The sequence below is a fragment of the Aeromonas sp. 601027 genome, assembly GCF_049174455.1.
GTDB lineage: Bacteria > Pseudomonadota > Gammaproteobacteria > Enterobacterales > Aeromonadaceae > Aeromonas > Aeromonas veronii_A.
On record NZ_JAAKTN010000006.1, the window covers coordinates 24803 to 37193 of the forward strand.

Annotated in this window: 11 protein-coding genes; 9 read left to right on the forward strand and 2 right to left on the reverse strand. The window is 60.3% G+C overall.

Annotated features, from left to right (window positions below):
* The first annotated feature begins 97 nt into the window (after positions 1-97).
* The 7 genes from G5193_RS09345 to G5193_RS09375 all read left to right on the forward strand — a co-directional run bounded on the left by G5193_RS09345 (position 98) and on the right by G5193_RS09375 (position 6584).
* The gene (locus tag G5193_RS09345; RefSeq protein ID WP_005343435.1) at positions 98-862 is read left to right on the forward strand and encodes a DUF3450 domain-containing protein; all 765 of its coding nucleotides are present in this window, start codon (positions 98-100) and stop codon (positions 860-862) included.
* Complete coding sequence (locus tag G5193_RS09350; protein WP_110303404.1) at positions 859-2232, forward strand: MotA/TolQ/ExbB proton channel family protein; 1374 nt, start codon at positions 859-861, stop codon at positions 2230-2232. Before G5193_RS09345 ends, G5193_RS09350 begins: the two co-directional genes overlap by 4 nt.
* Before the next feature lie 10 nt (positions 2233-2242).
* Complete coding sequence (locus tag G5193_RS09355; RefSeq protein WP_005338936.1) at positions 2243-2770, forward strand: MotA/TolQ/ExbB proton channel family protein; 528 nt, start codon at positions 2243-2245, stop codon at positions 2768-2770.
* Positions 2771-2837: 67 nt separating this feature from the next.
* Positions 2838-3245, forward strand: a complete 408-nt coding sequence (locus G5193_RS09360; RefSeq protein WP_005338933.1) for an ExbD/TolR family protein — start codon at positions 2838-2840, stop codon at positions 3243-3245.
* Positions 3246-3261: 16 nt separating this feature from the next.
* Positions 3262-3897, forward strand: coding sequence for an energy transducer TonB (locus G5193_RS09365; RefSeq protein ID WP_064337222.1), 636 nt, complete (start codon positions 3262-3264; stop codon positions 3895-3897).
* 11 nt (positions 3898-3908) lie between these two features.
* Complete coding sequence (locus G5193_RS09370) at positions 3909-5153, forward strand: tetratricopeptide repeat protein (protein WP_216951981.1); 1245 nt, start codon at positions 3909-3911, stop codon at positions 5151-5153.
* 510 nt (positions 5154-5663) lie between these two features.
* Complete coding sequence (locus G5193_RS09375; RefSeq protein WP_227341312.1) at positions 5664-6584, forward strand: L,D-transpeptidase family protein; 921 nt, start codon at positions 5664-5666, stop codon at positions 6582-6584.
* A 91-nt stretch (positions 6585-6675) separates the two neighbouring features.
* On the opposite strand, the gene sppA is transcribed toward G5193_RS09375, so the two are convergent.
* The gene (gene sppA / locus G5193_RS09380; RefSeq protein ID WP_421205867.1) at positions 6676-8520 is read right to left on the reverse strand and encodes a signal peptide peptidase SppA; all 1845 of its coding nucleotides are present in this window, start codon (positions 8518-8520) and stop codon (positions 6676-6678) included.
* A gap of 208 nt (positions 8521-8728) precedes the next feature.
* Here sppA and G5193_RS09385 point away from each other — a divergent pair, with 208 nt between their 5' ends.
* Entirely contained in the window at positions 8729-10756 is a 2028-nt protein-coding gene (locus tag G5193_RS09385) for an FAD-dependent oxidoreductase (protein WP_421205868.1), read from the forward strand.
* 114 nt (positions 10757-10870) lie between these two features.
* The gene (locus G5193_RS09390; RefSeq protein WP_005338924.1) at positions 10871-11419 is read left to right on the forward strand and encodes an NAD(P)H nitroreductase; all 549 of its coding nucleotides are present in this window, start codon (positions 10871-10873) and stop codon (positions 11417-11419) included.
* A 380-nt stretch (positions 11420-11799) separates the two neighbouring features.
* On the opposite strand, the gene G5193_RS09395 is transcribed toward G5193_RS09390, so the two are convergent.
* Complete coding sequence (locus G5193_RS09395; protein WP_421205869.1) at positions 11800-12354, reverse strand: sugar O-acetyltransferase; 555 nt, start codon at positions 12352-12354, stop codon at positions 11800-11802.
* Positions 12355-12391 lie beyond the last annotated feature (37 nt).

A 12391-nucleotide genomic window follows, 5' to 3' on the forward strand; every position in this document is an offset into this window, starting at 1 on the left:
GATATACAACCTCAGTCGGCCCGGTCGGGCCGGCTGTGCCCAACGTCCAAGGAAGTTACGGAGATAGGGTAATCCTATGAAGACAAGGACCATTACAATGAAGAAAGCGCTCCTTGGCAGCCTGGTTTCGGCCGCCTTGTTGACCAGCTTCAATCTGAGTGCCGCCACTGCCGGTCAGGCCGTGGACGCTCAAGCCGCCACCGACAACGCATCCAAAGTTTCCCAGCAGAAGATCGACAGCTATGCCGAATCTGCCGAATCCGCACTGGCCCAGTACAAGGCAGCCCTGCGTCAGGTCGACAGTCTGCGCACCTACAACGAGCAGGTGAGCAAGATGGTCGAGTCCCAGAGTGCCGAGCTGGCGTCGATGCAAAAGCAGATCGCCCAGATTGATCAGACCAGCACCGAAGTTGTCCCCCTGATGCTCAAGATGATCGACTCCCTCGAGCAGTTTGTGGCGCTGGATCTGCCGTTCCAGAAGGTCGAGCGCGAGGACCGCGTAGCAGCCCTGACCGACCTGATGAACCGGGCCGATGTCACCATCTCCGAGAAGTACCGCAAGATCCTGGAGGCCTACCAGATCGAGGAGGGCTTCAGCCGCACCATCGAATCCTACAAGGCGAGCCTGGACAAGGATGGCAGCGAGAAGACCTACGAGTTCCTGCGCGTTGGTCGCATCGCGCTGCTCTATCAATCCCCGGATGGCAATGAGACCGGGATGTGGAACAAGAAGACTCGCCAGTGGGAAGAGTTGCCCCAGGAGTATCGCAGTGCGGTTGAACAGGGCCTTCGCATCGCCAAGAAACAGGCGCCTCCCGCGCTGATCAAGCTGCCGGTTCAAACTGCGGAGAAAGCATCATGAAAGGAATCAAACTTGCGATTGCCTCCCTGATTGCGGGAGCAACCCTGGTCACCCTGCCGGTGACCGCCGCCGAAAAACCGGTGGATCTCAATGCGCTGCTGAACCAGGTCAAGGCCTCCAGCCTGAGCGAATCCCAACTCAACAAGGAGCGGGAAGCCCGCTTCCTGGCTGACAAGAACGAGCAGGGGGCGCTGCTGGCCAAGGCCAAGGCCGAGCTGGCTGCCGAAACCGCCAAGGGCGAGCAGCTCAAGGCGACCTTTGATGCCAACGACAAGCAGCTGACCGAACTGACCGAAACCCTGCGCCAGCGTTCCGGCAACATGGGCGAGATGTTCGGCGTACTGCGTCAGTTCGCCGGTGAGTTCAAGGGGATCTTCAACGCCTCCGCCCGTCGGGTCGAGCATCCGGAACAGACCGCGCTGCTGACCCGTCTGGCCGAGAGTAAAGAGCTCCCCTCCAGCGACGATCTGGAAGCGTTCTGGACCACCACCCTCAGCCGCATGGTGGACGGTGGCAAGGTGAGCCAGATCCCGGCGACTGTGGTCTACGGCGAAGGCAACCAGGCCGAGAAGACGGTCACCCAGATCGGTGAGTTCAACACTGTCTCCGAAGGCAAGTACCTCACCTTCGTGCCGGAGACCGGCAAGTTCGAGCAGCTTTCCCGTCAACCTGACAAGGGGGTGCTGGCACCGATCGCCGAGTTTGAACAGGGCGGTGACGGGGTCAAGCCCATCTTTATCGACCCGTCTCGCGGCGTGATCCTCTCTCTGCTGGTGCAGTCACCGACTCTCAAGGAGCGGATCGATCAGGGTGGTGAAGTGGGTTACGTCATCATGGTGCTCGGCGTGCTCGGTACCCTGCTGGCCATCTTCTGCGGTATCCGCCTGTCGCTGATCGGCTCGTCCATGCGCAAGCAGCTGAAATCTGATCAGATCATCAAGGGCAACCCCATTGGTGACATGCTGGGGGCCTACCAGAGCCATCGCGGTGACAACATCGAGGATCTGGAGTCCAAGCTCGACGAGATCATCCTGCGCAACGTGCCCAAGTTCGAGAAGGGCATCAGCATCATCAAGCTGATCGCTTCCGTCGCGCCGCTGCTGGGCCTGCTCGGTACTGTAGTGGGGATGATTGCCACCTTCCAGGCCATCACATTGTTCGGTACCGGCGATCCCAAGCTGATGGCGGGCGGTATCTCGGAGGCGCTGGTGACCACCATGCAGGGTCTGGTCGTCGCGGTGCCCATGCTGTTCCTCTACACCATTGTGCAGACCCAGAGCCGTCGTCTGATCCAGGTGCTGGAAGAGCAGAGCGCCGGTTTCGTTGCCCGTTATCAGGAACGTCTGCACGCCTCCAAAGCCGCAGCGTAAGGAGTCACCCATGTGGTTCTGGTTGATTGAAGAAGTCGAGTCGGTCCGCCGGTTTTTGGGATTGGGGGGCGATGTACTGGTCGCCCTGTTCTTCCTGACCCTGATGATGTGGGCCCTGTTGCTGGAGCGCTGGTTCTACTTCATGGCGGTCTACCCCAAGCAGGTGAAGCAGACCAAGGCCACCTGGCTGGCCCGTACCGATCATCTCTCCTGGTCTGCCAAGCAGATCCGGCGCGAGCTGGTCTCACGGGTTGCCATGGCGGTGGACAAGGGGATGCCGGTCATCAAGGTGCTGATCGCTCTCTGCCCGTTGATGGGGCTGCTCGGCACTGTGGTGGGGATGGTGCAGGTGTTTGACACCCTGGCCATCACCGGCACCGGTTCGCCGCGGGCGATGGCATCGGGGATCTCCAAGGCAACGGTACCGACCATGGCGGGCATGATCGCCGCCCTTTCCGGCCTGTTTTTTGTCAACCAGCTCGATCACAAGGCCAAACTGGCGGTGCAAAAGCTGGAAGACAACCTGAAACACGGTTGATGCAGGATGCATACCCCCGGCGAGGCATGGCCTGCCGGGGGCACAGAACAAGCAAGGAGTTTCTGCTATGAGAAAACGTTACAGCGACAGCGGTGCTGACGAGGCGGCTATCGATTTGACCCCCATGCTGGACATAGTGTTCATCATGCTGATCTTCTTCATCGTCACCACCTCCTTCGTCAAGGAGTCCGGTGTCGAGATCAACCGTCCCAGTGCCAGCACGGCCGAGACGGTGAAGAAGGGCAATATCATGGTCGCGGTGCGCGAAAACGGTCAGGTCTGGGTCGACAAGCGGGTGGTCGAGGTGGGGGCGGTACGCGCCAACATCGAGCGGCTGCGGGCCGAAAACCCGGAGAGCGCCGTGGTGATCCAGGCCGATAACGAATCCCGTTCCGGTCTGGTGGTGCAGGTCATGGATCAGATCCGCATGGCCGGTGTCCAGAACATCTCCATCGCGGCAGACAAGAGCAGCTGATGCCGGAGAGAGACCTATGAGATACCTGATATCGTTGGCGGTCTCCTGTGTGGTGGTGTTCTTTCTGTTTCTGGGAATGAACAAGCTGATCACACCGGATCACCGGGAGCTGGTGGAGAAGGAAGACGTCAGCATGACCGATTTCATCCGCCTCAAGCCCCAGGAGACCCTGCAAGAGAAACAGCGGGAGCTGCCCAAACCGCCGCCGCCCAAGCGTCCGCCACCGCCTCCCGAGATGGAAGTGGCCAGCACGGATCGGCCTAAGATGGAGAGCGCGCCGATGGACATGCCCAAGCTCGACATCCCGGTCAACATCGGTGGTGGCAACGCGCTGGGGGCCTACAGCACCGGCGGCGGTGGTGGCGGAGTCGGTGGCAACAACGGCGCCATTCCGCTGGCAACCTTCGAGCCCATGATGCCCCGCAAGGCGGCGCTGGCGGGCCTGGCCTCCGGCAAGGTGCTGGTGGAGTTCACCGTCACCGAGCGCGGCACCGTCAGCAACGTGCGGATCGTCAAGGAAGAGCCGCGCAGCTATGACCTCGGCAAAGAGGCGCGCAAAACCATCGCCAAGTGGACGTTCAAACCGGCCATGGTGGATGGCAAGCCGCAGGCGAGCCGTATGCAGCAAGAGATCGAGTTTGCGGTCAACTAAGGAAGGTGGCGATGAACAAGTTACACAAGATGATCCTCGCCCCGGTCGCCATGGCGGTGCTGCTCAGCACCGCCAGTTGGGCCGCCGAGCAGCCGGCCCTGTCGGATCGGGCCTATCGGGCGGTCAACAAGGCGCAGGAGCTGATCACTGACAAGCAATACGGTCTGGCGAATGCCAGATTGCAGGAGGCACTCTCCAGCGTGGGTGATCGGGTCTACGACAAGGGGGTCATATTGCAGACTCTCGGTTTCGTAGCCGCCCAGCAGGAGAAATACGGTCAGGCGACCAAGTACTTTGCCGATGCCATCGCGACAGGCGGCCTGCCGCCACCGGTGGCCCAGCAGGTGCGCTACAACCTGGCCCAGCTCTATATGGCTGAGGGTAATTATCAGGGCTCGATCAAGACCATGAAGGAGTGGTTTGCCAACCAGGGCAAGGATGACAAGCCCAACTCCCATGCCTATATCACGCTGGCCAACGCCCACGTGCAGCTCAAGCAGTACCGTGACGCGATCCCGGCGGTGGATCAGGCGATCAAGCTGTCGGCAGGTAAAGCGCCGGAGTCCTGGTATCTGCTGAAGATGGGCGCTCACTACGAGCTGAAACAGTACAAACCGGCGACCGAGGTGCTGACCTCTCTGGTCAATATGTTCCCGGAGAAGAAGAAGTACTGGACCCAGCTGTCGGCCATGCATATGCAGGCAGGCAACGATGGCAAGGCGCTGGCGGCGCTGGAGTCGGCCTACAACCTCGGCATGTTGACCGAGGCTGCCGAGCTGCAGCGTCTCGCCAACTACCTCGCCTTCACCGGCATTCCCCATCGCGCCGCACGGGTGATGGAGAAGGGGATGAAGGACGGGGTGATTGAGCAGAGCGCTGGCAACTACAAGACCCTGGCCAACTACTGGCATCAGGCCAAGGAGCTGGATCCGGCCATCGACACCCTGGCCAAGTCCTACCAGCTGGCCCCGAGCGCCGAATTGCAGCTGAAAATGGCGCGCATGATGATCCAGAGCAAACGCTATCAGGATCTGGTGGCGCTGGCCGCCAAACCGGCAGCCAATGCAAATGGTGAACAGCGGGCGGATCTCAAGTTCCTGACCGGGGTCGCCTATTTTGAGCAACAAAAGCCGAAGGAGGCCCTCAACGCCTTCACCCAGGCGGCTCAGAATGGCAACGTCAGCGGTCGGGCATCCCCCTGGATCAGCTTCCTCAAAGAGCAGAGTGGTGCGGCGGGGGAGGCGGCCGTCCAGTAATTCCAATGACAACGCTTGAAGTCCCTTTTATGGTTGCCTGGTGGCTCCATTAACCGCTCTTCGGAGCGGTTTTTTTATGGTGGCAGCCAGTCCCTGCTGTAGTCGAAGCGCTATTTTCCACCTTTTCGCTCCAATGAAAGTGCCACAGTCAACATTGGCCTATCTCCTCCGAGGTGACAAACGTTTCAGCCAGGGCTGCAACCGTGACACCAGGTGGCACAGCGCTGTGGTCTAAGGGGGCGGGGTTGGTCCGCAGAGAGGGGGCTATGCTGTACATCTCTCTTTCAATGGCGACTTGCCAAGGGGGCTTTTGCTCTGTTGATAAGCATCACACCGAAAACGGCCACTTTTAACAAGAAAAGCAACATATGGAAGTTGAAATTTTGGTCGACTCGGGAAAGAATGCGCGCTCGGTTATTTGGCGCCGTGGTGCAGGTTGACCCGCCACCGGCAGACCGAAGATAAGATGGCCTCCGGCCCATTTGGTACAGGAAACCACACAGGAATTTTATGAGCCCCCTTCGCACTGCCGCTTCGGCCCTTTTATGCACACTTGCGCTGATCAGCCAGCAGGCTGCCGCCGTCGAGTACCGTCTGCCTGCGGCCAACAGCCGTCTGATCGGTGAGAATCTGGAATATGTGGTGCCTGCGGACAATCGTCCGCTGGAGCAGATTGCCTCCGAGTTTCAGTTGGGTTTGACCAATATCATGGAAGCCAACCCGGGCGTTGATCCCTATCTGCCCAAAGCGGGCAGCACCCTGATCATCCCTCACCAGTTGATCCTGCCCAACGCGCCCCGCGAAGGGATCGTCATCAACGTTGCCGAGATGCGCCTCTACTACTATCCGAAAGGGAAGAACGTGGTACAGGTATTGCCCATCGGCATCGGTCAGCTGGGGGTGAACACCCCGGAGAACTGGATCACCAAGGTAGAGCGCAAGCGCGCCAATCCGACCTGGACCCCGACCGAGAACATCCGTCGTCGCTATGCCGCCCAGGGCAAGACCCTGCCGGCAGTATGGCCAGCCGGTCCGGATAACCCCATGGGTCTGCACGCCCTTTACATCGGCAACCTCTATGCCATCCACGGAACCAACGCCACCTTCGGTATCGGTCTGCGGGTGAGCAGCGGTTGCGTGCGTCTGCGCGCTGACGACATCAAGTATCTGTTCGACAACGTGCCGGTCGGCACCCGCGTCCAGTTCGTCAACCAGCCGGTCAAGACCACGGTCGAGCCGGATGGCGGTCGCTACATGGAAGTACACGAGCCGCTGTCACGCACCGAGGAGGAGTTCAACTCCACCGCCTCCGTGCCGCTCCCGATGACACCGGCCATCACCCGCTTCATCGCTCACGCCGAGTCTGACTCCAACGTGGTCAAGCAGGTGCTGGAACAGCGTACCGGTATGCCGACCCGCCTCAATCCCTGATTGAGCAAGTTGGCGGTGCCGCGCGCACTGGCTGAATAAAGAAAACGGCGACCATCTGGTCGCCGTTTTTTATGGGTGAGTCACCGCTTGCTCACTGCACGCAGACCGGGCAGAAGGCGTAGGTGCCTTGCGGATCGTTGAAGCGGGTGAGCGGGTCAAGACTGCGGTTCACTTCCACCAATGCCTTGCCAAATCCAGCCGGCAGCCAGCTTTGCAACTGGGGGGCCAGCACTTGGGCACTGCTGTCAAACAGCTGGCGCAGGAACTTGTCCTTGGTGGACTCCTCCTGCTCGATGGGGGTGACCTGCCACTCCTTGAGGTTGGCCAGTTCGGCGGCGGCCTTGATGGCGTCATCCAGATTGCCGAACTCGTCCACCAGACCCAGGGCCTTGGCATCTTCGCCGGTCCAGACTCGGCCTTCGGCCGCTTTTTCGGCCTCTTCCGGGCTCAGACCACGGCCCTTGCTCACCAGACCGATGAAGCGCTGGTAGGTATCCTCCACGCTCAGCTGGATGGCCTGACCGACGTGATCCGGCAGGGCGCGGGTCGGGCCGACACCGACGTAATCTGTGGTGCCAACCCCGTCGGTATGGACACCGAACTGGGCCAACGCCTTGTCGATGGTGGCGAACATGCCGAATACCCCGATGGAGCCGGTGAGTGTGGTCGGGGAAGCGAAGATCTTGTCCGCATCGGCGGAGATCCAGTAGCCACCGGAGGCGGCATAGCTGCCCATAGAGACCACTACCGGTTTGCCTGCCTGTTTCAGGGCCAGTAGCTCGGCGCGGATCTGCTCGGCGGCGAAGGCGCTGCCGCCCGGGCTGTCGACCCGCAGGACCACGGCTTTGACCTTGTCATCGCGGCGGGCATCGGCCAGCAGGTCGGAGAGGCTGTCGCCGCCGATGGTGCCGGCAGGCTGGACGCCATCCATGATGGCGCCGCTGGCGACCACCAGACCCACCTCATCCTTGCCGCTCTGGGGATATTGTTCCGGAATGGCAGCCAGATACTCTTTCAGGCCGACCCCTTTCCAGCCGTGGTCGTCCGCTTCACCCACCTCTTTAATGACCGCCTGGGTCATCTCGTCGCGGGTGGCCAGCTGATCCACCAGCCCGTTGTCGAGGGCGTAGTTGGCGGCATTGCCACCGGCTTTGCGCAGCAGCTCGAGGAAGCGCTCCTTGCCCGGTGCGACCGCATCGGGTTCGATCTCCCGCTGCTCGGCTACGTCAGCCACATAGGATTGCCACAGCTGATCCAGCCAGCGCTGGTTCGCTTCTTTGCTCTCGGGGGACATCTCGTCGCGGGTATAGGGTTCGACGAAGGATTTGTAGGTGCCGACCTTGAATACATGCGGGGTGATGTTGAGCTTCTCCAGCGCCGACTTGAAGTAGGTCTGGTAGACACCAAGCCCCTCGATCACCACGGCGCCGCTCTGGTTGAGCAGCACGTGATCGGCGTGGGCCGCCAGCAGGTACTGGCCTTGAGTGTAGAAGTCGGCCATGGCAATCACCGGTTTGCCGCTCTCCCGGAAGGAGTCGATGGCACTCGCCACCTCCTGCAGTTTGGTGAAGTTGGCTCCCTGCAGCCCTTGCGGCTTGATCACCAGCGCCTTGATGCGCTCGTCATCCTTGGCATTCTTGATGGCCCATAGCAGGTCGGAGAGGACGATCTCGCTCGGCTGCTCGTCGCTGCTGTCCATCTGACGCAGCAGTTGTACGGTGGGGTCTGTCTGGGAGCGTTGCTCCACCAGCACGCCGTTGAGATTGAGGGTCAGCGCCCCTTCGATGGGCGCCTTGGGGGCCTCTTTCTGGCTGACGCTGAAGACGATGACCAGCACTACGATGAGAAACAGCAGATTGACCAGCATCAGCCGGGTGAAATTGAGCAGGCGCCACAGGCTGCGGAACAACCAACCCAGACCTTTGAAAATAGACATAGTCGCGTTATCGCCCTGTTAATGGGTAGAGAAGAGCCATTATTAACCAGTTGCGGGCGAAATTGCCATTTCCGACTGGCGGATCCCGCCTATCTTCGTTCAGGGCACGGCTGTTCGCTGAAAAATTGTCCAAACATTTGTTTGAAAAAGAATTTTCGATTCTTTACTCTAGCCTCAGTTTGATAACAAAAAATTAACTGGAGGCATCGTGAGCCGCTATCCGACCCTGCTGACCCCGCTCGACCTTGGTTTTACCCAGCTGCGCAACCGCGTGTTGATGGGCTCCATGCATACCGGCCTCGAAGAGGAGAAGGGTGGTTTTGACAAGCTGGCCGCCTTTTACGCCGAGCGCGCCCGTGGTGGCGTTGGCCTTATCGTCACCGGCGGCATTGCCCCCAATCTGCGCGGTCGGCTGGTGCCTCACGGCTCCCAGCTGAGCTTTCCCTGGCAGGTGAGCAAGCACAAGAAGGTGACCAACGCCGTGCATCAGGAGGGGGGCAAGATTGCGCTGCAGATCCTCCATGCCGGTCGTTACGCCTATCATCCGTTTAGTCTGGCGCCGAGTGCCCTCAAAGCCCCCATCTCCCCATTCAAACCGCGCGCCATGAGCGAGTGGCAGATCTGCGGCACTATTCGCGACTTCGCGGCTACAGCAGCGTTGGCCAAGGCGGCCGGTTATGACGGCGTCGAGGTGATGGGCTCGGAAGGCTATCTCATCAACCAGTTCATCTGCGAGCGCACCAACAAACGGACCGATGGCTGGGGCGGCAGCAGCGAAAACCGGATGCGCTTTCCGGTGGAGATTGTCCGCGCCATCCGCGAGCGGGTCGGCACCGACTTCATCATTATCTTCCGCCTCTCCATGCTGGATCTGGTGGAGCAGGGCTCGACCCTGGAAGAGGTGATTGCGCTCGGCAAGGCGCTGGAAGCGGTGGGGGTGACCCTCATCAACACCGGCATCGGTTGGCATGAGGCGCGCATTCCCACCATTGCCACCAGTGTGCCGCGCGGCGCCTTCAGCTGGGTGACTGCCGAGCTGAAAAAACACCTCAAGGTGCCGCTTATCACCACCAACCGGATTAACACCCCCGAGGTGGCCGAGCGGATTCTGGCGGGGGGCGAGGCGGACATGGTCTCCATGGCGCGCCCCTTCCTGGCGGATCCCGAATTTGTCATCAAGGCGGCCGAGAACCGGGCGGATGAGATCAACACCTGCATCGCCTGCAACCAGGCCTGCCTTGACCATGTGTTCAAGCAGAAGCGCGCCTCCTGTCTGGTCAATCCTCGAGCCTGTTTCGAGACCGAACTGACCTTTGGCCGCGTGCCCCAGCCCAAGAAGCTGGCGGTGGTGGGGGCTGGCCCCGCCGGGCTGGCCTTTGCTTGCTACGCTGCCGAGCGCGGTCATCAGGTGAGCCTGTTCGATCAGGCCAGCGAAATCGGCGGCCAGTTCAACTTCGCCAAGCAGATCCCGGGCAAGGAGGAGTTTCACGAAACCCTGCGCTATTTTGCCAAACGGCTGGAGAAGTGCGGCGTCGAGCTCTATCTCGGCCAGCGCCAGAGTGCCGAGAGCCTGCTCGGCGGCGGTTTTGACGAGGTGATCCTCGCTACCGGTATTCGTCCGCGCACCCCCAATATTCCGGGCATCGAACATCCCAAGGTGATGAGTTATCTCGATGTATTGCGGGATCACAAACCGGTCGGCCAGAAGGTGGCGGTGATCGGTGCCGGCGGCATCGGCTTCGATGTAGCCGAGTATCTGGTCGAGAAGAAGGTGGAGATGGATGCCGATGGGCACAGTGATCACTGGCTCAAGGAGTGGGGCATCGACAAACAGCTTGGCGAGCGCGGTGGCCTCACGGCTCCTGAAATCGACGCCCCCGAGCGCCAGATCTGGCTGCTCCAGCGCAAGGAGAGCAAGGTGGGTGACGGACTTGGCAAGACCACCGGCTGGATCCACCGTACCGTGCTCAAGAACCGCAAGGTGCAGATGCTCTCCGGGGTGCAATATCTGGGGATCGATGACGAGGGCTTGCACATTCAGGTGGGCGAGACCAAGCAGTGTCTGCCGGTGGATCAGGTTATCGTCTGCGCCGGGCAGGAGCCCCTTAAAGAACTGCAGGCGGGTTTGCAGGCAGCAGGCAAGCCGGTGCACATCATCGGTGGTGCCGACGTGGCAGCCGAGCTGGATGCCAAGCGAGCGATCAGACAGGGCGCCGAACTGGCTGCGGTCATCTAGCCAACCGTGCCCTCTTGTCCTTTATAGTGCGATAAACCCCTGAGCCTCAGGGGTTTTCTTCATTCGGTGCTGTGCTAAGGTAGCGCCATCATTGCCCCAGAGAAGGAATTGCCCATGGATGCCCTCACCCTGTTGCTCAATCGCCACTCCTGTGGCCGTCTCGCCGATCCCGCCCCGAGCGGTGAGGTGCTCGACAATATCCTCAAGGCGGGCCTGCGCGCGCCGGATCACGGCACCCTGACCCCCTGGCAGTTCATTCTGTTTGAAGGGGAGGGGCGTGAGCGGCTGGGCAAGCTGCTAGCCGAGGCGGCCCGTGCCCGTGGCGAAGATGAAGAGAGCATCAAGAAGTGCAGCGAAGCGCCACTGCGGGCGCCCTTGGTCGTCGCCGTGGCAACCCGTTATCAGGATCACCCCAAGGTGCCGAAACTGGAGCAGGAGCTCTCTGCCGGTTGTGCCTTGATGGCGATGCAGATGGCGGCACAGGCGCAGGGTTTCAACGGCATCTGGCGCTCCGGCTGGTTTATCTTTGATGAGCAGATCAACAAGGGACTGGGACTGGCGGCAGAGGATCAGCTGGTGGGTTTCCTCTATCTCGGCACCCCCATGCTGGAAGCACGCAAACTGCGCGAGCTGCCGCTCGATGAGTTTGTCCGCCGTTTCTGACTTTTCGGCCACGTTGCGGTTGAGAGAAGCAAAGCCTCGAGAAATCGGGGCTTTTCTGTTTAACCGTGAATAGTAACCAGAGAAATTGGGGAAAATAAATGGGTCAAAGAGGCTTCGCGCGCCATAGCAGGTAATTATTTAAATAGTGCGATGTACCTCGCAATCCTGTTGTATTTCACTATGTAAAACGTTTGCGCATTCGCTAATATCTCCCTGCCAGTTTAGAAGGGCACTCCTTCTAATTTTTCTGCGATGAGAGTCGCAATTCCGTAGCACCTTTTAACAGCCCAACGTCTTCGTGACATTGGGCTTTATTTTTATGGGGTGTAGGGGCTGTTGTGAACTGATGGCGGCATCAAGATGCAGCCCGGTTGGCAGCCTTATGACCTGTTTTTGGCTGGCAGGATCCGGGCCGGGTTGCCGACTACCCGAGCACCGGCCGGTACATCTCTGGTGACTACGGCGCCCGCGCCGACGATCGCCTCCCGCCCTATGGTTACGCCGGGCAGCAAGATGGCACCGCCCCCAATCCAGACCTTGTCTTCAATGGTGACCGGCAGCGCCGTCTCTGTTCCCTGAATTCGTTCGTCGGCCTCCAGTGCATGGGCCGCGGTATAGATCTGCACGTTTGGCCCAATCATCACATGGGCGCCGATGCGAATGGGGGCATTGTCCAGCAGGGTCGCTCCCATATTGATGTAGGAGTCCTTGCCCAGGTGGATGTGGCGGCCATAGGTGCAGTAGAGGGGCGGGCAGATGAAGGCATTCTCTGCCAGTTCGCCAATCAGCTCCGCCAGTAGTGCCCGCTGCTCTGTCTCCTCTTCCGCCAGATTGAAACGGCGATAGCGCCGTGCCGCCTCCCGGCGCAACTGGGCCAGCTCGGGTGTCATGCAGTTGTACGGTTGGCTGCTAATCATCTTCTGGTATTCGCTCATGGCAGGGCCTCAATGATGTGGAAGAACGATGTTAATC